This is a genomic window from Paenibacillus sp. FSL H8-0104 (assembly GCF_038050215.1).
GTDB classification, from domain to species: Bacteria; Bacillota; Bacilli; order Paenibacillales; family Paenibacillaceae; genus Paenibacillus; species Paenibacillus amylolyticus.
The window spans coordinates 1,186,615-1,210,417 of the sequence record NZ_JBBOTC010000001.1; the positions used below are offsets into that span (position 1 = coordinate 1,186,615).

The following is a 23,803-nucleotide window of genomic DNA, read 5'->3' on the forward strand; positions in this document are numbered from 1 at the left end:
TCCGGAATATAGGTGAGGTGTGGGAAAGATGTGGTGGATGAACTTTTGTAAACGCTTTAAATTTAAAACGAAGCTAATCTTGTTTTTATCTACCGCAACGGTCTTAATCTCCGGAATCACAGGGTTGATCACCTATCGCATCCATATCGACCTGTTCAATGAAGAGGTCAGTCGCCAGTATAGTCTTACCGCAGAGCAGATTCTTGCACGTCTGGATTCCAGGGTACACGACATGTATAAAGTCACCGATTATATCACACTGAATCCCTCCGTAAAAAATGCCATCAAAGCACAGACCTCTGGCATCTCGTCCTATGATCAGATGAAGCTAGAAGATGAACTGGATGATCAGTTGTATCAGGTAAGGCTGGATGCACCGGAGATCATGGGGCTCCGCATATATGACCTGAAGGAAAACATATTTAATCTCGGTGCCTTTGCTGGCTCATTTCAACAGATGGATCCTTCCTATCTGGCAGAGATGGTTCATAGACTGGAAGGAACGGGCGGCGAATATGGTTGGAATCGTTTGGGGCCGGATGCCTTCTTGCAGGAGGAACAATCCAATTGGATTCTGGCGGGACGATTAATGCGGTCTGTTGATCTGGAGACCTATGGCGTCATGTTAATTCTGTTTAACACCTCGTTGTTCGAATCGTATCTCAAAGATCTGCGACTGAACGAGGAAGTTGCTGTCTACTTGTTTGACGCAGATGGTGAGCTTCTATATGCCTTTCATAATCAGGATGCGGATCCACCACCACTTACCGAGCTAAGCCTAGGGGCGACGGAGATCAGGGACGAGCAGGGAACAACCCAATTGTATACGAAGCAAACGTCAGACAAAGCGGGCTTCACCCTGGTCAGCAAGGTCTCACTGGCTCAGATTCAGAACAAGGGAAAGATTATTGTAAAAGTTGCTGTGTTCTCTGCAGTAGCCAGCATATTATGCTCCTGGTTCATCATTACCGTAATTAGCGGCAGACTGTTGCGTCCACTTGCGAGTCTAGTCAACGCGATGAAAAGAGTGCGTGATGGACAGTTCGATACACGGGTACGGATCGAGACAGGGGATGAGCTCGGTTTCATCGGTGAACGATTCAATGCAATGGCTTCCCGGATTGATACGCTTATACATGAAGTGTACGAGCGCGAACTCAGTGAAAAAGAAGCTGAACTCAAAGCTATTCAGGCCCAGCTGAATCCCCATTTTCTGTATAACACCTTGAGCATGTTTTTCTGGAAGTTCTATATGCTTGGTGATGAGAAATCGGCTCGCCTGGTCACTGCCTTGTCCGAGATGCTGCAGTATACGCTGGAACCCGTGCAGCAACTGACGACCGTGCAGGATGAGATGAAGCAAATAGATCACTACCTGCAGATTCAGCAGGCCCGGTATCAGGAAGCCTTGTCGATTGAAATTGCCGTTCCTGCTGAATTGTTTCGCTGTCAGGTGATCCGACTGTTGCTTCAGCCCATCGTGGAGAATGTTTTTGTTCATGCCTTCTCGGACAAAAGGAACAACCGCCATCTGGAAATTCGTGGCTCGCGGCATACCGGGCATGAAGGAGAGCCGGATCTGCTCATCATTGAAATTTCAGATAACGGCTGCGGCATGCACGCATCGGTCATTGAACGCATTATGACGCCAGTGGCACATGCAGATGAGGAACGTCAGCACATTGGCATGCGGAGTGTACTTCGAAGAATTGAATTGATTCACGGTGAACCCTACGGTGTACAGATCGAGTCGACTGTGGGAGAGGGTACGCTAGTACGTCTTCGTTTGCCTTATCAGATCGGTGAGGACTTATGCCGGGAAATTCAGGTGACTGAGAGGAGTAGGTTCTGTTGAATGGACGTATGCTTGTAGTGGATGATGAAGCATTATTTCGTCAGGGTCTGATTCATCTGGTTCGCAATAACCCCCTCGGTTGGGAGGTCGTTGGGGAAGCGGCCGATGGAGAAGAAGCGATACAGGCTGTACACAGCTACACACCTGATCTGATCATTACGGACATCAACATGCCTGTGATGGATGGTCTAGATTTGGCTGAACGCATACACGAGAGTGGACTGGACATTATGATTATCATTTTGACAGGTTATCGTGAGTTCGAATATGCACAGCGTGCCATCCGATATGGAGCAATTGAATTTTTGTTAAAGCCGTTCTCGCTCGATGAAGCATGTCAGGTGTTACAAAAGGCACATGAACGATATCGCCGAAAACAGTCCGACATTCGGATCAGGGAACAATACAGCCAGGTGGACCGTACCGAGAGACTGCGAGAGGAACTGACTTTGTTGCTACTCCACCATCAATTCGGATCGATAATGAATCGGATCGAGATGTTGCTAGAAGAAGCGTCCGAGATGAGCTTGTCACAAGGCAAAGCGGAGATTCATATGCTTATGAAGGTCATGACGGACTTACTGGTACAACAGCTTCAGCCTCAGGAATCCAGTGGTATGGACTCAACTGCCCCAGATCCACTACTCTGGATTCATACCATACCTGAAGTCATCGCTTGGGCCAGATGTAAGAGCGAAGAGTGGGTGGATATGCTGATGCGGCTAACTCAGGAACAGCAGGATCATGTCGTTACACGTGTTATACAGTATATTGAAATGAACTATTCCAGCACATGCACGTTGCAGGCCGTGGCTGCCCATGTTCATGTGACACCCAACTACTTGAGCCATTTGTTCAAAAAAGAAACAGGACAAGGCTTCAGCCAATATGTCAGCAAGCGCCGAATTGATAAGGCGAAGCTGCTGCTGCACAGCACTCGGCAGAGCATGGCAGATATCGCGGAACTGACCGGGTTCGATAACTCCAGTTATTTTACAACCGTATTCAAACAGATGACGGGGGTATCTCCCCGCGAATATCGCAAGCAAGTAGCCAAGTGAAGTGCCCGGTAGCAATCCCCCTTGAACTGCTGCAGGGTCTCAAATTAAAGAGAAGCCTCCTCTTAATATCTGTTCGTTTCCAAGGTCAACCCCACCATGTGGGGTTATTTTTGCGTAGAAAATTATAAAAGGATCGTTAAATAACAAATGTTTACGCTTACATTTTTATCTAAAATACAACTATAGTACATCAACAGCAGAGAGGAGTGATGGATGTGAAGGGGGAACTGACCGCAGGTCCGCCGTCTGGATTACAACCGCCGGACAGTGAAATGAAGCAACGGATTCGGCAGCAGCGGCTTCGACGATTCAAGATGAATATTCCGTTAATCTTGATGTTTGTTCCGGTGATTATGTTCTACCTTACCTTTCGTTATGCACCCATCGGAGGGCTGGTCATGGCCTTTAAGGATTACAACTTCTATGATGGGCTGTGGAACAGTCCATGGGTGGGCTTTCAGCATTTTCAGACGCTGTTCAGTGATCCGCGCACGGTGGAGATTATTCGCAACACCTTGTTCCTCAGTCTGTTAAGCATCATTATCGGGTTTCCCATTCCGATTATTCTGGCCATTATGCTGAATGAAGTGCGAAATATGGCCTTTAAGCGAACGGTGCAGACGGTGGTCTATATGCCACACTTCTTTTCCTGGGTCATCATTGCGATGATGATCATGACGGTGTTCTCTTTGGAAAATGGGATCGTAAACCGCTGGGTCGAGGCCTGGACGGGAGCGCCTTATCCGTTCATGTACAACAAGGGTTCGTGGGTTGCGGTGTTTGTTGGCTCAGGGATCTGGAAAGACATGGGCTTCAATGCCATCATTTTTCTCGCGGCACTAACGACCATTGATCCGAGTCAATACGAGGCTGCACAGATGGATGGGGCCAGCAAAATGCGCCAGATCTGGCATGTCACCCTTCCGGGTATACGCTCCACCATTATTCTCCTGCTGATTCTGTCGATGGGGCGGGTGATGGAGGTCGGATTCGACCAGGTGTATATGCTTCAGAATTCCAATGTCAATGAGATAGCAGATGTAATCAGTACCTATATCTACCGCACCGGTCTTCAGGGAGCACAGTTCAGCCTGACAACGGCGATGGGATTGTTCGAATCACTGGTTGCATTTATCCTCATTTTTAGTGCAAATTATATCGCGCGGCGATTTAACGAAGGTTTGTGGTAGGGAGGGAGAACAGCATGAGAAAAACCAAAGGAGAAAAAGTCTTTTATCTAATCAATTATGTATTGTTGTCATTGGTTGCCGTCAGCTGTATCCTGCCCTTACTGAACATTGTTGCCTTGTCATTTAGTGATGCGAGAGCGGTTGTTTCAGGTCAAGTGGGGTTATGGCCCGTCGATTTCACCTGGTTCTCCTATCACAGCCTAATTACGGGAACGCCGATTCTGAATGCATTCTGGAACAGTGTGGAGATCACATTGATCGGTACAGGGCTCAGCATGGCGGTGACGATTATGGCGGCATATCCGCTGTCACGTAGACATTTTTATCACCGGCGCTTCTTTACGATGGCGATGGTGTTCACGATGATTTTTAACGGTGGACTCATCCCAACTTATTTGGTCGTGCAAAATCTCGGTCTTGTGAACAGTTACGGCGCGCTTTGGCTACCGGGTCTGGTGAGCACGTACAACATGCTGATTATGCGATCTTATTTTGAAAATCTGCCGGGGGAAGTGGACGAGGCTGCGCGCATCGATGGTTGTGGTGAACTGGGGCTTTTGTTCCGAATCGTGTTGCCATTATCCAAACCTTTGCTGGCGACTATTGCTCTCTTTTACGGCGTGGGTTACTGGAATTCGTTCATGAGTGTGATGATTTATATCAATGATACGTCCAAATACAACATGACCGTGCTCGTCCAAAATATGATTATGTCTAATCTGAATGTACAGGATTTTACCGATCCAACGATGATATCGAATCTGACCCCGGAAGGCATCCGGGCAGCAGCTGTCATTGTGATGGTCATACCCATTTTGGCAGTGTATCCGTTCTTGCAGAAGTACTTCGTTAAAGGGGTCATGCTTGGATCAATAAAAGGTTAAAGCAGGCTGTGGGTTAACCCGCATGGGTTCATAATACAGGAGAGAAAGAGGGTCTTATCTATGGCGTTAACGATGAAGGCATGGATGAAGTCGGGTCTCGTTCTGGGCTTGATCGGTGGTTTGCTGGCGGGATGTACAGGAGGTAACGGCAGCGAACAGGCGGAAGGCGAAGGCAACAGGGGGAACATCACGTCAACGATCTATGATCGGGGTGCGGTCCCAAGCGGCATGGGTACGATCGAAGATAATATGTGGTCCAAGTGGATTAACGAGAATGGCCCGGCAAATGTAAAATATACAGCAGTTCCCCGCTGGGAATCTCAGTCGAAACTTAACGTATTATTCGCTTCTGGCAGTGCACCGGATATCATTTTTGAATTCGGTACGCCGATCCGTAACACACTGTTTAATCAGAAACAGCTGATGCCGCTGGATGAGTTGATCGAGAACTCGAGTGTGGAATACAAAGCCTTGATGGAGAAATATCCCCAGCTCAAGAAGGCCGGCATCAAAAGCGATGGTAAGCTCTATGAAGTGGGACGTATGAACGAGGTGTTTCCACTAACGAGCTTTTTCATTCGGGAAGACTGGTTGGAAAAGTTGAATCTGGAGGTACCGACTAATGAGGAAGAGATGCTGGCGGTAGCCAAGGCCTTCACGGAGAATGATCCCGATGGAAACGGAGCTAAGGATACATACGGCATCGGTGGATTTCAGTTCGGCGATACAGCGGGTCTGTTTCGCTATATGTACAACGCCAACTGGGTGAATGTGGAGGACGGGGAGATGGTGGTTGGTCCCAACAACATGAAAGAAGCCACGGTATTCAAACGTGCATTATATGAAGCAGGAGTGGTGGATAAGGACTTATTGACCGACAAGGACGGGGCCAAGGCGAAGCAGGATTTCCTGAATGGCAAAATCGGTATGTACGCAGCCATGACTTCGGATTATACCGGGTTTGCAGCGAAGGAACTGGATACACTGATGCAGAATGTTCCTGAAGCCAAATTAAAGGTCATCGCTCTGCCAACCACGTCCGTAGGACAGCACACGATGGTGTGGAATAACCCGGTTCAGATGACTGCAGCTGTGAATGCACGAGCCAAAAATCCGGAAGCAGTTATGCAATATATCGATTTTCTGACCAAAATAGAGTCAGGTCGAACCTTCAAAAATGGATTTGAAAACACGCATTATACGCTGAACGATCAAGGCTGTCCGCGCATCTCGGATCAGGAGAAATATAAGCAGGAGATCAGCTGGGCAGGCGATTACGCCATGTTGTACAGCCGTCTGGAGGAAGGCAAATGCGGGTACACAGAAATGCTGTTCAGCGAAGAGATCCCATCGCAGAAGGAAGGACTTCGACTATTCAAGGAAGCGCGTGAGGTATACATGACGGATCTTCCGGTAGGAGAGGGTGTTACCCATTCAGAACATATGCCGCAGCTACCCAAGGAGCTTCAGGTGAAGTTGACCAATGTGACAACAGCGATCAACGATATCTTTACCCGTTCCATCATTGGCGGAAGCAAATATACAGTCGAACAGGCTGCAACGGAAGCACAGCAGAAGTGGGAGCAAGGCGGGGGCCCGGAGATTGAAGCATGGTACAAAGACTGGTGGGGCAAGGAAAAGGATAATGTACTAGTCTGGGATGACTTCTATGAAATTTATGAACAACAACAGGCTGATTTTGAAAAATCGGAATAAATTCACGGATTCAAATCATTCATGAAATTTATAATTTTGGTGTTGGTAGAAATAAGCGCTCTGATCCCCTGATCAGAGCCTTTTTATGTTTGGGCTTCAAATAGGGGAATATTTGCCTGAAAAATGAAGTGAATAGAAAGTTCTCGCATCTTGCTTGAAACTATATCCAGAACGATGCGTATCATAAGGTATTAATTGTTTTTTAATGTAGAAAATTGCCGTATTTCAGAGTATAGTTAAGGAATAATTTAACTTATATTCAACATGATGTAGACATGAAAGTTACTGAAAAATCTTGAAAAGAATGTACGGAACATCAGGTTGAAACTATTGGAGGTTGAGTATGAGTTCATTTAAAAGCTGGTTAAATTCAACAAAACAAGGACTTGAAGAGCAAGTCAAAAAGTTTAAAAATAAAGATTTTATGGATGCCGTGGTTGCAGGTTGTGCACTGGTTGCTTTTGCAGATGGTTCCATTGATGAAGCGGAAAAGAACAAGATGGCCGGTTATATCAACCTGAGTCAGGAATTGAAAGTATTTGATATGGCTGAAGTGATTACACGTTTTAATCATTATGTCGCGAACTTTGAGTTCTCTCCAGAGATCGGGAAGCAGGAAGCGCTGAAAGCTATTGGGAAATTCAAAGCCAAGCCAGATGTAGGACGCGTTATTGTGGGTGTATGCAGTGCGATTGGTTCAGCTGACGGCAACTTTGACGATCAGGAGAAAAGAGTCGTTGCCGAGATATGCATTGTACTTGGACTGAACCCGGGTGAATTCAATCTCTAAGTAGCTATTTTACATATGAAGGGAGGTGAAAATCAGTGGCAAGCATTAATTTGGTCAAAGGACAGAAGATTGATTTAACCAAAGGCAATGCAGGACTTACTGAGGTGATTGCTGGTCTCGGTTGGGACCCGGTAACTGCCAAAGGTTTCTTTGGAAGAAAAAAACAAGCGGATATCGATTGTGATGCATCGGCGATCATGTTGAATGAGGAAGGTAAGTTGGTCAAGGACTCCAACCTGGTTTGCTTCCACAACAAGCAAAGTGCATGTCGTTCGGTTATCCATTCTGGTGACAATCTAACAGGACAGGGAGACGGTGACGACGAACAGATCAAAATGGATCTGTCCCGTATTCCTGCTGATGTTCATAAAGTATTAATCGTTGTTAATATCTACGATTGTGTCAATCGCAAGCAAGATTTTGGCATGATTGAGAAGGCTTATATTCGTATTCTGGATGGTAAAAATTCCAGTGAGCTCGTGAAGTTCAATCTATCCGAAAACTACACAGGTTCAACGGCGTTGATCTGTGGTGAATTGTATCGTCATGGAGGCGAATGGAAATTCTCGGCAATTGGAGAGGGTTCCCATGCGGTACATATCAATGAACTCGCTCGCAGGTACTCCTAAGTACAAGATTTAACCTAAATCGACAATAATCCTGATATTCATATGTCACGATAACTACAATACACTTAAATAAGCGAGGATGATCATACGATGGCAATTAATCTCTCTAAAGGTCAAAAAATCGATCTGACTAAAACGAACCCAGGTTTGACAAAAATCACAGTAGGCTTGGGCTGGGATACCAATAAGTATGATGGCGGAAAAGACTTTGACCTGGATGTATCGGTATTCTGTGCCAATGCAAACGGTAAAGTAGAAGGCGAGAAAAACTTCATCTTCTTCAACAATCCACAAAATGAAAATGGTTCTGTTGTTCACACCGGTGACAACCGTACAGGAGATGGCGATGGTGATGATGAGCAGATCAATATCGACCTGCCTAACGTACCCGCGAATGTAGAGAAAATTGCATTCTCCATTACAATCTACGAAGCTACAGAACGTAGCCAGAACTTCGGACAAGTCTCCCGTGCTTATGTGCGAATCGTCAACGAAGCAAACAGCGAAGAACTGATTCGTTTCGACCTGGGAGAAGACTTCTCCATCGAAACAGGTGTAGTTGTTGGTGAATTGTATCGTCATAGCGGCGAGTGGAAGTTCAGTGCCATCGGTAGTGGTTACCAAGATGGATTGGTTGGATTGACACGCGACTACGGTTTGCAATAGGACGTACAGTACGACTTACAGGATGGGAAGAACCGTCTCCTGGACGGTTCTCCTTTTCATTTAATCACATATTTTGGAAAGGTGGAAAAACAAATGACGATCAGTCTTGCCAAAGGACAACGTATTGACCTGACTAAGACGAATCCGGGCCTTACCCGTGTGGTGGTTGGTTTGGGTTGGGATACAAACAAATATAGTGGTGGAGTCGACTTTGACCTGGACGCTTCGGCTTTTTTGTTGTACGAAGATGGAAAAGCCAAAGGTACGGATGACTTTGTTTTTTACAACAATCCAAGCGGCGGTGCGGGTTCAGTAACACATACTGGTGATAACCGTACGGGTGAGGGTGACGGCGATGATGAGCAAGTTGTTGTTGATTTCAGTAAAATCCCTGCGCACATTCACCGGATCGGTATTACCGTAACCATCTATGATGGAGATGGACGAGGGCAGAATTTTGGACAAGTCTCCAATGCTTTTGTTCGTGTTGTAGATGCTGCAAGTGATCGGGAAGTGCTTCGTTTCGACCTCGGAGAAGACTACTCTACCGAAACAGCTGTGGTATTCTGTGAGTTTTACCGTGCAGGTGCGGACTGGAAATTCCAGGCGGTAGGCAGCGGCTTCACTGGTGGACTATCTGCTTTATGCAAAAATTACGGGCTGGATGCACAATAACATAACTTGGCATAGAAAGGTGAATCTGCTATGGCGATTTCTGTCGTGAAAGGCCAGAAGAGTGATCTGACCAAAACCAATCCGGGCTTGTCCCGTCTAACGGTAGGCATTGGTTGGGAGGCAGCCTCGGGTGTAGAGCTGGACACATCAGCATTCCTTCTGGGTTCAGACAATAAAGTGGCTGGAGATGAGGATTTTATCTTTTATAATCAGCCCTCTACCTCGTTCATCACGTATATGGATGGTGGACAGGTTGGTGGCGAGAAGAAACAATTCGCCATTGATCTTGGCAAAATCCCTGCCCGAATTGAGAAAATCGCCTTCAGCCTGACGATTCATGACGGTGAAGCACGACGCCATCATTTTGGACAGGTTCAGCATGGTTTTCTACGGTTTGCCAATGCAGCTACAGGTCAGGAAGTAATGAGATATGATCTGGGAAGCGGTTTTACAGTGGAGACCGCGATTGTCATCGGTGAATTGTATCGTCATAACGGAGAATGGAAGTTCAATGCAATAGGATCGGGTTTTGCAGGCGGATTGAATGCACTCTGCGCTAACTTTGGTGTGGATGTGGATGGTGGATCGGACCCTGCACCAACGACTTCAACCGTTCCTCCGACAGCTGTACCGACTCCACCACCCCCGGCGCCCGCACCAGAACCGACGCCTGCTCCTGTGAATTCGATCAATTTCAGCAAAATTGAATTGAAGAAGAAGGGCGACACCATTAACCTCAAGAAAAATGCGGGGGGACTTGGTGAAATCCTGATTAACCTGAACTGGAATCAACAGGGTAGCAAAGGGTTGTTTGGTCGCAGCAAGAGTGTGGATCTGGACTTGGGCTGTCTGTTCGAGATGAAGGATGGTACACGAGATGTGATTCAGGCATTGGGACAAACGTTTGGTTCACTGAATCGTTTCCCTTATATTGCACTGGATGGGGATGACCGGACGGGATCGGTTAAGACGGGAGAGAATCTGCGGATTAATGGTGCCCGTATCTCGGAAATTGAGCGCATCTTGGTATTTACCTATATTTATGGTGGTGTGGCCAACTGGTCTCAAGTAGACGGTGTGGTAACTATCCAGCAGAAGGATGGCCCGGATATCATTGTCCGAATGAATGAATACGGGAGCCCGCTTGGCATGTGTGGCATCGCGATGTTACGCAATGTGAACAATGAGACATTCAGTATTGAACGAATCGTGCAGTTCTATAATGGGCATCAGGCGTTGGACGAGGCTCATGATTGGGGAATGCAGTGGGTTGCGGGAAGAAAGTAATCATTTGTATTTATTCAATATATAAACGCTGTATCGGTCAGCGCCATTGCAAGGATACTGTTGACCAACGTTATCCTCGATAATAGACCATCAATCCCTCCAGACTAAGGAGGGATTGGTTTTTATGCCCCGACAGCTGGAATCAACTATTGCAGATTGGCTATTGCCAAAGGTGCGAGGAGGAGACAACCCTGAAATATTTTAACTTTTTGAGTCTGGAAGAAGAAGATACTTTATTTTTCTCTTCACCCGTCTCGTTCAATCACCGGACTTCCAAAGATCTACTGGCATATGCTGTTGGGGCTGCTCTATATATGCCCGCGACGCGCACACATATCGCGGACGACATTATGAATGGTAAACATGAAGGTCTGACGACCATTATTATTGATCTGGAGGACGCTGTGGGTGACGACCAAGTAGAGTTTGCCGAGCAGTGTCTGGTACAGCATCTAACTCAACTGATGACTTATATGGAGACAGGCATGCTGAGTCAGGATCAAATGCCTCTTCTGTTTGCTCGTGTACGTTCACCACAACAGTTGGAACGTCTCATTGATACGTTGGGAGCATTGGTGTCCATGCTGACAGGCGTGGCATTGCCCAAGTTTTGTGTGGGCAATGGAAGAGCCTATTTCGACCAGATCCGCAGTTATAATCAACGGAAACCGGATCATTATCCCGTTCTCTATGGAATGCCTATATTGGAAACGGCTTCAATTATATATCGGGAGACACGTTGGGAGACCTTACTGGGCCTTCGTAACATCCTCGATGAAAATGTTGAATATGTGCTCAATGTACGCATTGGTGCGACCGATTTCTCCAGCTTGTTTGGACTACGCCGAAGCCCGGAATTGACCATATACGATATCGCCACGATCCGTGACTGCATCTCGGATATTATCAATCTGTTTGGACGAATGGACAAGCCGTATGTGATCTCAGGTCCTGTCTGGGAATATTTCAGTCAGCGGGAGCGTGTGTTCAAACCTCAATTACGACAGACTCCATTCGAAGAAACCCTGGGCAAATCAGGGCTGCATCTGAGAATGAAATATATTACGAACACAATGGATGGATTGATGCGTGAAGTCATGATGGACAAGGAAAATGGAATTGTAGGCAAAACGATCATTCATCCTTCTCATATTAAGCCCGTACAAGCGATGTACGTTGTTACACATGAGGAATATTCCGATGCCCAAGACATCATCGCCCGTAATGACGGTAGCCTGGGTGTGTTCAAAAGTAATTACTATAACAAAATGAATGAGATTAAACCACACTTGAGCTGGGCGAATCGAATTCTAATCCGATCACAAATATATGGGGTGTTACATGAACAGCAGCATTTTGTCGGGCTCTTGCCCAAGCACGAACAACAACATAACTACGTTCCCAATTCTTGATCAATTCAGTCTGAACGTTCAGGTTACACATAACCCGCTGCAACTTCCACTAGAATCTCTATTTTCCATGGCTGCACGCATCAATAAGAAACGTTCATTTCTGTTTGTAAGCAAACTGCTGGGCAAGCACATCCCGGTTAACCCGTATACCTCGCTTCTGAGTGGCGCGGCATTGGCTGTTCTGTTATATGAGCACCTGACTGAAAAGACGGAAGAGACGAAAGTTCAGGTAGCCGAGTGGAAACGGGGAATGGTCGAGGGACTGATTGATCCCCAACAAGCCCGGCAAGTGTACAACATGCTGTTGCAAGAAAGCTTGAGTTTGCCGGAAACGATTCGTTTTGTTGGTTTTGCCGAGACAGCGACAGCGCTGGGTCACAGCATGTACGAGATGTTTGCTGATCAAGCTTCCTATATTCACACCACTCGCGAATATGTTCCAGCGATGCATCCAGATATTCAATTTGAAGAAGAACATTCCCATGCGATGGCTCATCGTTGTTATGCGTTGGATCATGAAGCCTTTGCAGGAGAGGGCCCGATTGTTTTGGTGGACGACGAGATTACGACGGGCAAAACGACGTTGAATATCATTCGGGATATTCAGGCCAGATACCCCCGGAAGCAATATGTGATTGCTTCGCTGTTGGACTGGCGTACGGAAGCGGACGAACTTCGGTTTGCCGAACTGGAAGCTGAACTGGGGATTACCATTACACCGTTAAGCCTGTTGAAGGGCCGTATTGAAGTGGTGGGTACTCCACAGTTGGAACCAACACAGCAAGATGAGCAGCTATCTCATCCTGCCGTAACGCTTCAAACCTCTACCGTTGCCGATGCCTTCGATCAGCTGCACGCTACTTCGGAGGATGGTGAAGGTAAACGTAGCACAGCGAGCTACGTCCAGCATACGGGCAGGTTTGGTATGCAATCCCGTCATAATGGCGAATTGCGCCAGGAGATTAGTCGGATTGCAGAACGGCTTCGGACGCAGCGTACGGGAGAACGGACTTTGGTGATGGGAACAGGGGAGTTCATGTACATTCCGATGCGTATTGCTGCCGAGATGGGAGAAGGCGTGTTGTATCAATCCACTACCCGCAGTCCAATCCATACACATCCGGCTCCAGGATATGCTGTTCGTAGTGGTGCCGGATATGCCTCACCGGAAGACGCATCCGTTCGTAACTTTATCTATAACATCGCTCCGGGACAATATGATGAGATTTTTGTTCTGCTGGAGAGACAGATGTCCGAAGAACGAATGGAACCGATGTTGAAGGTACTGGGGCAGTTGGGGTGTGGACACATTCATATTGTATATTGCGGCTTGCCAGAGAAGACAGGGGACAACGAGCAATGAACTTAACTACACTGGAGCTAATCAGACAACGTGAGATTCCGTCTCCCGAACCGATGGGCAGTTATGCTACATCGGACGTTGTTTTCCTACTGAAGGATATCAGCCATGTGGATCTGGAAAAGGGAACGGGTGAACGGGAGCAGGCGATCCAATCCGGGGTTCATTATTCGGAGATGCTGCCCGTGGAATACCAGCCCACAGCAGAATACATCGAGCTGTTCCATCAGACGCTGGAACAATCCGCTGCAAGAATCGCACGTCATACCGCCATCGTGGCTGAGAAGATTGTAGAGCGCAGGGGACTGAATCTGGTGCTGGTATCTCTGGCTCGAGCCGGAACACCTGTGGGCATCCTGATCAAACGTTATATTGAATTGAAATACAAGGTGACGATTCCGCATTATAGCATTTCAATTATTCGTGGCAAGGGTATGGACGAGAACGCAATTTTATATATTTTACAGCAGCATGGTCTGGAAACAGCCATTCAGTTTGTAGATGGTTGGACAGGCAAAGGGGCTATTCGCAAAGTGCTGAAAGAATCCTGTGACCAAATGGAACGGACTTATGGCATAAGTCTCGATGATGATCTTGCCGTGTTGGCCGATCCGGGGCAATGCTCAGGCACCTTTGGGACAAGGGAAGATTATCTTATTCCTAGTGCTTGTCTGAATTCCACGGTATCGGGACTGGTGAGCCGTACAGTACTTCGCGATGATCTGATTGGACCGGCAGATTTTCACGGGGCCAAATGGTATCGTGAATGGTCCTCTGCGGATGTGTCGATCCAGTATGTGGATACCATCGCTCAGCATTTTCCGCAGATGATGGAACAAGTGGTGATTCGCTCGGACGACAATGCTACCAGTACTTCGGAAATCACCTGGAAAGGCTGGCAGGATATCGAGTCCATCCAGCAATCCTTTGGTATTGCGAACATCAATCTAATCAAACCTGGAATCGGAGAAACAACCCGAGTGTTATTGCGACGGGTCCCCTGGAAGATTCTTGTGGACCGTCTGGATAATCCGGATTTGCAACATATCATGATGCTCGCCAGAGACAGAAATGTGCCGGTTGAGGTATATCCGGGATTAACCTATTCCTGTTGCGGCATTATTCAATCCCTGGGAGGTGGAGGAGAATGATGATCTACGCAAGTGATCTGGACCAGACGCTGGTGTACTCCCGTCGTGCGCTCCGTATTCCCGAAAATACACCGGGACTTGTTCCCGCAGAGTGGATTAACGGCAAGTTGTCCGCTTTTATGTCAGCATATGCACTGGAGCGATTGCAGTCTTTGCCACAAGACATTGTATTTATGCCTGTGACGACACGTACCGTGGAGCAGTATCGGCGCATTCACATTTTTCAGAGCGAATGTATTCCGAAATATGCGGTGACAAGTAATGGTGGCAACATCATTGTTGACGGTCAGGTAGACGATGAATGGAATCTGCATATTCGTTCTTTGCTTCGTCAGCAGGCAGCTGCTCCCGAAGAGATCCTGGATTTATTTGACGACGTACTGAGCCCGGACTGGGTGATTAATCAACGATTGTGTGATGAGCTGTTCTTTGCATTGTTGATCGAACGTGACAAGCTTCCCATGGAGCGTATTGCGGACAAGATTCGGGTGTTAGAGACGCTGGGATGGGAGAGTTCGATTCAGGGCCGGAAGCTCTATCTGGTGCCTTCGGCCGTGAACAAACGAGCTGCAGTGGAGCATATTAGGCAACGCATTGGCGATGTGCCTGTGATTGCTTCGGGCGATTCCTTGCTGGATCGTTGTTTGCTGGACTTTGCGCAGCATGCCATTGCTCCGTCCCACGGAGAGTTACATGTGGAGAGACAGCGTGCACCTGAGCTGGTGCCATATCAATTTACGGAACAATTCGGTGCTTTTGCAGCAGATGAGATTCTCGATTACGTTCACCGTATTCATAACGATCAACAGACCCAGATAGACCATGCCGAGATAAGGGAGACCGTATAAATGAAAAAAATGAAGATTTACTTCAACCGTTGGTTCTCTGTAACGTACCATTATATGAATGCGATTCGGGACAATGAGGACGGTATGGAATTTGAGATCTACGGTACTCATCCTGATCCTGGACATATGGCATTACAGGGCTGTGATGTTGCAGAAGTTGAACCGCGTCTAACGGGCCGGGAATATGTTGATTTTTGCCTCGAATTTTGCCGTCGTCATCAGATTGATGTGTTTATTCCACGCTGGAACATGCTGGACATCAGCAGACATATCTCCCTGTTCGAAGAGATCGGTACACGGGTTATCGTATGCTCAGATACGGAATTACTGGAACAATTGATGGAGAAAGACCGGTTCTACGAATCGGTGCGTGAGAAAGGCATTATGGAGATTCCGGATTATTTCACGGTTAATAATGCCGCCCAATTCCAGCAAGCCTATGAGGCGCTGCGTGCGCGTGGACACGATGTATGCTTCAAACCATGTAATGGTGAGGGTGGTATGGGATTCCGAGTGATTAACAATGAACGTGATCCGTTGCAGGAGTTGTTCGGATACGCGCTTAACTCCATTTCGTATGAAGATGCTCTGCGTGCGTTCTCTTCTGCTCCGTCCTTTCAAAATGTCATGGTGATGGAGGTACTGGAAGGATATGAATACAGCATTGATTGTCTTTCGGATCGCAATGGGAAACTATTAACGGCTATTCCGCGTAGAAAAGAAAGAGGACGTTTGCGCTTGCTTGAAGAAAACGAGGAATTGCTGGCGATTGCCCGCAATGTGGCAGAAGTATATCGGATTCCTTATAATTTTAATATACAGATGAAATATCGCAAGGATACACCGAAGTTGCTGGAGATCAATCCGCGTATGTCGGGTGGGTTGCACATGTCTTGTCTGTCGGGCGTGAACTTCCCGTATCTGGCGGTCAAGTCTGCACTTGGCCATGATATTGGACCACTTCATCCGAAGTTTGGCATACTGGGAAGTCATATCGAACAACCATTTATAATCGACGTTCAGAAGGTAAGCGGAGTACACCACGTCTAGCTGAGAATTTCCCTCAACATTGACACCTTCTGGATGGTTTTTTTACAATACGGATGAGAGGTTATTCAAAAAGTCCATCTTCTCGGTACTGAAAATCAGACTTTTTGAATATGCACTGTATGTGTTGTTAAGGCAGGAGGACAAGTAATGTTACGGAAAACGAAGATAGGTATAGGCGCATTGGTTGGTTATGGTCTCGCGGCGATCACGAGTCCCTTTCTACCGGATGTCATCACGTGGGCAATTCCGGCACTGGCAACTGTGGTCGGAGGATTGATTCCTTCACGTTCCACGCCACGTACACAGGTCCAGGGTTCGTCATCAGCCCCTGTACCCATTACAGATATCGGAAATGAACCATCCCGCTTGAATGGTGGACAAGCACCGAGCACAGTGCCAACAGGGGCACGAGAAGCTTCTCTGGCAGAGCCCCAACCGAGTTCCACTCCCGCACAGCATGCAAGCACAGAACAAGCGAAGCCTTCCCGGACTGAACCAGATCCTGTATTTGATCCGGTGATTGAATACCTGGAAGTTCTGGAGGATATGATCATCTCCGAAGGTCAGAAGAACGAGCTGGATAATGAGATCGTGGAGAAATCATTGGCGTTGTTTGCCCGTTTGCAGCGTGTGATTCCTTCCCTTCAGGAACTAAATAACGGAGATATCAACCATACGGTGCGCAGACTTATTTTGAAAGACCTGAACGGTTTTATTAATCCATTTCTGCGTTTAAGTGGAGAAGCCAAACGCAACAATCGGCGTATGCTGCTGAATGGTCTTCGAGACGTGGATTCCAAGATATCGGATATTGTATCAACGATTGAACATAAAGACTTAATGGAGCTCCAGAACAAAGCGGAACTAATACATCAACGGTATAACAGCTCTGAATTATAGGAGGGATTGGCATGGCAACGGAATGGGCTCAGTTGAAGCAGGAAGATGAGCAACGAATTAACCAGGAAGCAACACAGCTTATTCAGAAAGTGTCCCAAAGTGATCCGGCTCATCTGGATACCTTAATGGATGATATCGGCAAGTTGGGCGTGAAAACACAAGAGAGAGCAGGACAGACTCTCAAGTTGCTTGATCGCCCAGTCAATGAATTGATGTCCGGGAACCGGGCAGAGGTATCCAACATGATCCTGAAGCTCCGTGATGAATGTGAGAGTTTGCAGCAGAGTAAAAATGTGAGTTTTGTCGGGAAGTTGTTACGTAAAAGCCCGCTGAAAAACTATGTATACCGTTATCAATCTGTTCGCACGAACATTGATGCGATCATTAACGGGTTGCGGGACGGCAAGGACAACCTGGAAGAAAGCATCGTGAATATGCGTCAATTGAAACGTTCCTCCATTCAGGAGATCTACAATCTGCAGACCAAAATCTCTTTTGGTAATCAATTGAAAGCATTGTTCGAAACCGAGATTGCCAAGCCTGAGAACGAGAATCGTAAAGCACATCTGGAGCGTGGGTTGCGCAAAGTGGTAACACGTACTCAATCCATGACAGAGATGATCATGCTGTACAATCAGGCAATCGCAGCTACCGACATCATTAATGATAACAATGACAAGCTGATTGATTCCGTTAATAATGCCATTGATAAAACAGCGAATCTGATCACCGTTTCGGCCATGATTGCGATGGCTCTCAATGATCAGGAGAAGGTCATTTCTGCTGTGGAAGCTACGAATAAGACGATTGAAGATCAATTCAAGGAGAACGCCAGATTGTTGAAGACAACGACGGAGAAAACAAATGAACTGTTGTCCAAACCGGCCATGTCTCTTGAAGCAGTCAATCAGGCGATGGGTGATCTGATGTCTGCGCTGGATCTGTCCGAGCAGTCTAATCGCCGGATTATCGAGAGCTGTAATGACTATACCAACAAGATGACAACCCTTAACGCCAAAATGAGTGATCGACTGGGTCTGGAAGGACCGAAGGCTGCTGCCATTCCGGAGAAAAACAAACCGGATTCCAGTGCATTAGGATCTTTCCTGGATTAGGGTAGGACACGCTGCATATCGTATCGAGATTGCTACATGGTTTTATTTTCTACGAGGGACGCTGAGTGCGTCTCTTTGTTTCATTTATTTGATAGAATAAAGCTAAAATCTGGGGTTATACGAAGGAGCTTGCTGAACATGCTGGACTTTTCATTCGAGATTATTGATGAGACCAAGATTAATATTCAATACAAATATGGCAGTGAGTTCTTTAACTTTAACCTGTATTATGCAAACGGGGAGTGGACGCTACATCCATTTGACGGCATACTGATCCAAAACCGTGAAATGTGCAGTCTGATTGTATCGGAGCTGCTCCGTAACAAAGATTTTCATGTCATGTTGGCTAAAGAGAAAATCATCTTATCCCAATTACGCACCAGTGTTAACCTTCAGTCCAATGAGCCAGATGAATGGGTTGCAGATCGAAGAAACGCGGATTATTCCAGTCCTGATGACGAGTTGATGGATTACATAGGGAACCACAGTTTCGAAGACATAGTACAGCTTGAGCAAGAACAGATTGAGGCCAGAGTACAGTTCTTCCAACAGATTATTCAGAGAATGTTTATGGAGGGGCTTGGACCGGAAGATGCTGATTTTATCAAAGTTCAGGCCGTGATTCGGATATATAAGGATACGTACGATCGCCTGGGCGAGTTGAATGATGACTATCGGGGTGATCGTGGACGCAGAAGATGGTAGGATGTAAAGTTGAAAAAAAGGTTCATCAGCCATAGGCAGATGAACCTTTGTGTTCTTCTGATACTCAAGGGAGATGAATGGTTTGGATATGATCGGTATGCATAATTAAAGAAGTCCCATCTGCTTCTACCAATGCAAGCAAGTGGTTGTCTGCATTCTTCAATAACCCTGCTCGGTAAGGCTTGCAACCGAGGTTGAGTACAACAAGTTCACCTATCATTTTATGAAGTTGCTGATCGAGTGTACGGGAGAGTGACATGGACGAGGGTTGCATAGGGAAATGTTGCTTACTAAGGGAGTAGGGTGTGCTGTTAGTAGGGGAAGGAATAATATACTTCAGATGATTAATGGAAACGTAGATAGAATGATATAAAGGAGAGTAGAACATAAAGTAGTCATTCATAATATTTGTAATATAACCATGCAATGTTTTCCCTCCGATGGAGATTTCACTGAATCGTCCACGGGCGTTCATCAGCATTTTGCGGTAAGAGATGTTGGTGTGATCCATCTCGGGGTCAGGTGTTGGCAAAACTATACTTGAATCATCTGCTGTGCTGACATGCATGGATTGAACATGATGAAGCGGAATATAAACAAATCGCTGATTTCCGTAGACTACAATCAGATCCTGGCCTACATCAATGATCTCACCCTGGATCGGTAGTTTACAGCCAGACAGCTCTAATTCGACGGATTTACCCAGCCAATGCGTAAGAAGTTCCACAGTATACCTCCTCTCAGTAGATTATAGACGTCCAAATATATAGTGAAATTAGACTAACAATTAGACTTATCGGTATCACAATAAAGGTAACTTTCATATACTGTTTCCAGGAGATTCGAATATGATGGGTCTTTAATATATACATCCAAATTAACGTTGCTAAGGTGCCAATAGGCGTCAGCAAGGCTCCGATATCACTTCCCAGAATATTAGCAAGATACGCAAGATGCAGTTGGGATTCACTTAGTGGAAGGTCTGTAACAGCAAAGGTCCCAATCATCACGGAGGGCAAATTGTTGAACAGATTGGAAAGCAGAGTGAGCATTAACCCCGACACAGCAATGATGCTGGCATTTCCTCCTTCTATTATCGGTTTCATCCACTGAATGATCCATGCGGTCATGCCTGCTCGGTGAAGACTATCTACAATAACATAGATGCTGAAGGCGAAGAGTAAAATGTGCCAAGGCGTTTGTGTTATCACATCTTTGAGTCCAGTCCGGGTGCGATACCAACGCACAGCGAGCATGAGAATAACACCAGTGATTGCAACTACCTCCATGGGTATACCAACTTGCTCAGCTAGAAAATATCCTGCACGGATAAATACAACGATGCCTATACAGACACGGAACAGCCACCAGTCTACTTTATTCTCGGATTCAGTCGTCTGTAGCGGATGATATCCTGAACCTGATGAAGACTGCAGGGATACAGGGAAATGATGAATAACTTTGGGAATACTTCTACGAAAATAATAGAACAGCAGTACGGTCATCACCATGATCGCAAGCATGGATGGCACAAACATCATCTGAGTATAAGTATTCAGATTTAAGCCAACCATTTGCAAAGCAATCAGATTTGCCAGATTACTAAGTCCAATTGGCGCACTGGAAGCCGTAGCGATTAGCGCACCGGAGATCAGGTAGGGTAACTGTTGATGCATTTTCAGACGAAGTATAGAACAGATTCGAATAATGATCGGAGTTGTGATCAGAATACTGCCATCATTGTTGAAGAAGATGGTCATGAGAAAACAAAGTAATAGAATTAGCCAGAACAATCGAAAGCCGGAACCTCTTGCTTTCTCAATCATATTCAAAGCGATCCAGCGAAAAAAACCGATGCTATCTAGAATAATCGACATGACAATGGTAGAGAGGATTGTTACGGCTGCACCAGATACGATCCCGAAGATTCCAACAATGTGAGCATAGCTGCTCACTCCAGTTAAAATAAGAAGAAGGGCGCCAAGCGAGGTGGGTATAGATTCATTCAATCCGCCAGGACGCCACATCAGGAAAATGACAGTGATGATAAAGACCCCGAAGGTTAACCACAACTGGTAGTCAGGCATTTACTGTGATTCACCTCCCAGGGGGAGAAGTCCTGACGAAGCCTGAAGCAGATGTTCATGGGATGGAGTGGGCCTTCCGGGTGCAACGATCCAGTAAAAAGGCACACCAATCAAGACTAATGCGACGAAGATCAACATGATAATTCCCCCCTTTAAGCTGGTAGATAACTTAAGTTGTCAGTTTATTTCAGTTACTTCTTTTTACCGCCGGATTTGTTACCACGGGATTGACTGCCTTGGTTGCCTTGATTGCCTCGCGACTTGTTGCCACCTGACTTGTTACCACCAGATTTATTGCCTTGGGATTGGTTGCCTTGAACTCGTTGCCCCTGAGAACGATTGCCTTGGTTGCTCCGTGACTTGTTGCCGCCGGACTTATTACCCTGGGATTGGTTCCCCTGAGCTGCTTGGTTCCCTTGAGAACGGTTGCCACGAGACTGGTTGCCTTGAGCCGCCTGATTACCTTGGGCTGCTTGGTTCCCTTGACTTGTATTACTACTGTTATTGTTATTGTTGTTGTTGTTCCCACCACCACGTACGAGGGATACAGATTTCACATGTTGCATCGGAATACGAACAATCTCCTGATTTTTCAAAGTCATGATCAATTGGTTCTGGTTGGCATCGGCCAGGATGCCTTCCACTTTTTCAGGTCCTCCCCGGTTAATCTGAACACGGCGGAAGCGGAGTGCTTGCATAACGCCCAAAAACGTGTTGGAAGGAATAGGATTCCCCATGGCTGCATTTCGGTTACCACCGGAACGGCCTGTATCTGTTATGCTTTTGACATGTGATTCATTAACGTAGACAATCCCTTCTTTGCAGTTCATCGCCATATAGTCCCAGCGTACGTCCGTGAGTGTACCTTGTACTGAATCAGGTCCTCCCCGGTTAATCTTAATCTCTCTTCCCAACAAACCTCTCATTCCTTGACCATTCATAGACATTGTGTTTGACCCCTTCCATGGTATAAGTTCAGATGGACAAAAATGGTGGATGTAATTATGATCCCTTCCATTCGTCATTCGTGTCTGTCTGTAGTTTAAGCATATGTGACATGCCTCTTGGAGGGACTAGCCAGTTAACTATATTTATACCATTTCAGCTATAATCTATGAAAATGATGTAAATTTATAGATTAATAACCCGGTTATTCCGCATTATGACAAGTGAATTGGGATGCGATAAGTATCAGGACTGTGCATTCGCCCGTACGACTTTCTGTGCATCTGCATAGGATGATGTAAGAGCCTACGGGCGAATCTTACAGGTACTCGAAAGGCGGATGGAAATGGCTCTACCTGTCTACCATATCAGCTTGTCTCCAACCGAATATCAACAGTTAACGTCCAATATATGGTCAGAGACGTTTGTGAACAGCACGATGCAGATGGACGGTAAGCCGTTTCCGATCCGGCTTCGATACCGTGGAGGACATACACGCGGTTATCCCAAAAAATCATTTGAGATTCGTACATCCAGCCGAACGTATCATTTTAATGCGGAGTATGATGATCCTTCGTTGTTGCGCAATGCACTTTCTTTTCGTTTTTTTGAGTCGATTCGTGTACCCGCACCGTCTACACAACACTGCGTACTCTATCTGAACGGGCAGCTTCTGGGTGTATACCTGAGGATCGAAGGAGTGAAATCCTTCTTTTTTCGCCAACGGAAAATCCCTGTGCGCAGTATCTTCTATGCGGTAAATGATCATGCTGGTTTTATGATAAATTCGAATTCCTCTTCAACAAGTACCGATCTATTGTCAGGGTACAGCTTAATTCGTGGTAAAGATGTGGATCGCACAAGGCTACGTAACTTTATTCAGCAGTTGAACATAAAGTCCAGGCTGGAATTGTTTCGTTTTTTACAGTCGAGGGTGGATACAGACAATTATTTACGCTGGTTAAGTGGAGCTGTGCTTACAGGGAACTTCGACGGATTTCATCAGAATTACACATGGTATGAGAAAATCAAAAGCGGAAAATATGGCATCCTGCCTTGGGATTATGAGGGTACTTGGGGGAGGAACTGTTATGGAACTCGAGTTGATCCCAATCTTGTTCGAATTCAGGGGTATAACAGACTTACCGGACGATTGCTGGCATTCCGCAGTTTCCGTCAACAATATAAAAAGCTGATGCGCCAGCATCTGATGAATGCTTTTACAGAGAAGCGAATTATGCCCTTGGTGAATCGGTTACACAATGAGATTCGTGAAGATGTCAACAAAGATCCTTACATGAAATGGCCCATGGATGTATTTGCAGGTGAACCGGAAAGAATTCGCGAATATGTGCTGAAACGTCGGGAGTATCTAAGTGAAAAACTACGTCAGCTGTAAGCACTTAACTAGTGTGGGGGAGGGAGACCTTCCTTTTTTTACTGCCAAAATGAAGAGAAGTTTATTGTATTGGGAAAA

The 23,803-nt window shown here is 46.3% G+C and carries 23 protein-coding genes; 19 read left to right on the forward strand and 4 right to left on the reverse strand.

Going from position 1 to position 23,803, the window contains the following annotated elements:
* The first annotated feature begins 37 nt into the window (after window positions 1-37).
* The 18 genes from NST38_RS05280 (at window position 38) to NST38_RS05365 (ending at window position 19,294) form a co-directional block, all read left to right on the forward strand.
* Complete coding sequence (locus NST38_RS05280) at window positions 38-1,855, forward strand: cache domain-containing sensor histidine kinase (RefSeq protein WP_341343848.1); 1,818 nt, start codon at window positions 38-40, stop codon at window positions 1,853-1,855.
* A complete protein-coding gene (locus tag NST38_RS05285; protein ID WP_341343849.1) occupies window positions 1,852-2,916 on the forward strand; it encodes a response regulator in 1,065 nt (354 codons plus the stop codon). Before NST38_RS05280 ends, NST38_RS05285 begins: the two co-directional genes overlap by 4 nt.
* Window positions 2,917-3,188: 272 nt before the next feature.
* Window positions 3,189-4,106: an ABC transporter permease gene (locus tag NST38_RS05290; protein WP_243391250.1), complete on the forward strand. Its 918-nt coding sequence runs from the start codon at window positions 3,189-3,191 to the stop codon at window positions 4,104-4,106.
* 14 nt (window positions 4,107-4,120) lie between these two features.
* Window positions 4,121-4,990: a carbohydrate ABC transporter permease gene (locus NST38_RS05295; protein WP_036606256.1), complete on the forward strand. Its 870-nt coding sequence runs from the start codon at window positions 4,121-4,123 to the stop codon at window positions 4,988-4,990.
* 60 nt (window positions 4,991-5,050) lie between these two features.
* Window positions 5,051-6,706 carry an extracellular solute-binding protein gene (locus tag NST38_RS05300; RefSeq protein WP_341343850.1) on the forward strand — a complete coding sequence of 552 codons (1,656 nt, stop codon included), beginning with the start codon at window positions 5,051-5,053 and terminating at the stop codon, window positions 6,704-6,706.
* A 343-nt stretch (window positions 6,707-7,049) separates the two neighbouring features.
* Window positions 7,050-7,496, forward strand: coding sequence for a tellurite resistance TerB family protein (locus NST38_RS05305; protein WP_076253393.1), 447 nt, complete (start codon window positions 7,050-7,052; stop codon window positions 7,494-7,496).
* A 35-nt stretch (window positions 7,497-7,531) separates the two neighbouring features.
* Window positions 7,532-8,125, forward strand: a complete 594-nt coding sequence (locus NST38_RS05310) for a TerD family protein (protein ID WP_036672556.1) — start codon at window positions 7,532-7,534, stop codon at window positions 8,123-8,125.
* A gap of 90 nt (window positions 8,126-8,215) precedes the next feature.
* Entirely contained in the window at window positions 8,216-8,791 is a 576-nt protein-coding gene (locus NST38_RS05315; RefSeq protein ID WP_036606264.1) for a TerD family protein, read from the forward strand.
* A 93-nt stretch (window positions 8,792-8,884) separates the two neighbouring features.
* Window positions 8,885-9,466 carry a TerD family protein gene (locus NST38_RS05320; RefSeq protein WP_036606267.1) on the forward strand — a complete coding sequence of 194 codons (582 nt, stop codon included), beginning with the start codon at window positions 8,885-8,887 and terminating at the stop codon, window positions 9,464-9,466.
* 30 nt (window positions 9,467-9,496) lie between these two features.
* Complete coding sequence (locus tag NST38_RS05325) at window positions 9,497-10,753, forward strand: TerD family protein (protein WP_076253392.1); 1,257 nt, start codon at window positions 9,497-9,499, stop codon at window positions 10,751-10,753.
* 209 nt (window positions 10,754-10,962) lie between these two features.
* Window positions 10,963-12,165, forward strand: coding sequence for an HpcH/HpaI aldolase/citrate lyase family protein (locus NST38_RS05330; RefSeq protein ID WP_076253391.1), 1,203 nt, complete (start codon window positions 10,963-10,965; stop codon window positions 12,163-12,165).
* A 67-nt stretch (window positions 12,166-12,232) separates the two neighbouring features.
* Window positions 12,233-13,528, forward strand: a complete 1,296-nt coding sequence (locus NST38_RS05335) for a phosphoribosyltransferase family protein (protein ID WP_445933723.1) — start codon at window positions 12,233-12,235, stop codon at window positions 13,526-13,528.
* A complete protein-coding gene (locus tag NST38_RS05340; RefSeq protein WP_341343852.1) occupies window positions 13,525-14,676 on the forward strand; it encodes a cysteine protease StiP family protein in 1,152 nt (383 codons plus the stop codon). Before NST38_RS05335 ends, NST38_RS05340 begins: the two co-directional genes overlap by 4 nt.
* Entirely contained in the window at window positions 14,676-15,524 is an 849-nt protein-coding gene (locus NST38_RS05345) for a hydrolase (protein ID WP_101314728.1), read from the forward strand. The genes NST38_RS05340 and NST38_RS05345 overlap by 1 nt, the downstream gene beginning before the upstream one ends.
* A complete protein-coding gene (locus NST38_RS05350) occupies window positions 15,525-16,574 on the forward strand; it encodes an ATP-grasp domain-containing protein (RefSeq protein ID WP_101314693.1) in 1,050 nt (349 codons plus the stop codon).
* Between the two features lie 147 nt (window positions 16,575-16,721).
* The gene (locus NST38_RS05355; protein WP_036606279.1) at window positions 16,722-17,474 is read left to right on the forward strand and encodes a hypothetical protein; all 753 of its coding nucleotides are present in this window, start codon (window positions 16,722-16,724) and stop codon (window positions 17,472-17,474) included.
* Between the two features lie 11 nt (window positions 17,475-17,485).
* Window positions 17,486-18,589: a toxic anion resistance protein gene (locus NST38_RS05360; protein WP_036606281.1), complete on the forward strand. Its 1,104-nt coding sequence runs from the start codon at window positions 17,486-17,488 to the stop codon at window positions 18,587-18,589.
* 138 nt (window positions 18,590-18,727) lie between these two features.
* On the forward strand, window positions 18,728-19,294 hold the full coding sequence (locus NST38_RS05365; RefSeq protein ID WP_101314694.1) for a hypothetical protein: 567 nt from the start codon (window positions 18,728-18,730) through the stop codon (window positions 19,292-19,294).
* 64 nt (window positions 19,295-19,358) lie between these two features.
* Here the strand turns inward: NST38_RS05365 and NST38_RS05370 are convergent, their stop codons facing one another.
* Genes NST38_RS05370 through NST38_RS05385 form a run of 4 tightly spaced genes read right to left on the reverse strand, consistent with a single transcriptional unit; the run spans window position 19,359 to window position 22,328 of the window.
* Window positions 19,359-20,021 carry a DUF2642 domain-containing protein gene (locus tag NST38_RS05370; protein ID WP_101314695.1) on the reverse strand — a complete coding sequence of 221 codons (663 nt, stop codon included), beginning with the start codon at window positions 20,019-20,021 and terminating at the stop codon, window positions 19,359-19,361.
* Between the two features lie 13 nt (window positions 20,022-20,034).
* Window positions 20,035-21,381, reverse strand: a complete 1,347-nt coding sequence (locus NST38_RS05375; protein WP_101314696.1) for an arsenic transporter — start codon at window positions 21,379-21,381, stop codon at window positions 20,035-20,037.
* On the reverse strand, window positions 21,382-21,519 hold the full coding sequence (locus NST38_RS05380) for a hypothetical protein (protein ID WP_161799422.1): 138 nt from the start codon (window positions 21,517-21,519) through the stop codon (window positions 21,382-21,384).
* A 53-nt stretch (window positions 21,520-21,572) separates the two neighbouring features.
* Window positions 21,573-22,328 (reverse strand): hypothetical protein, encoded by a 756-nt coding sequence (locus tag NST38_RS05385; protein WP_101314697.1) that lies wholly within the window; start codon window positions 22,326-22,328, stop codon window positions 21,573-21,575.
* A gap of 344 nt (window positions 22,329-22,672) precedes the next feature.
* Here NST38_RS05385 and NST38_RS05390 point away from each other — a divergent pair, with 344 nt between their 5' ends.
* Window positions 22,673-23,725, forward strand: a complete 1,053-nt coding sequence (locus NST38_RS05390) for a CotH kinase family protein (protein WP_341343853.1) — start codon at window positions 22,673-22,675, stop codon at window positions 23,723-23,725.
* The last annotated feature ends 78 nt before the right edge of the window (window positions 23,726-23,803 follow it).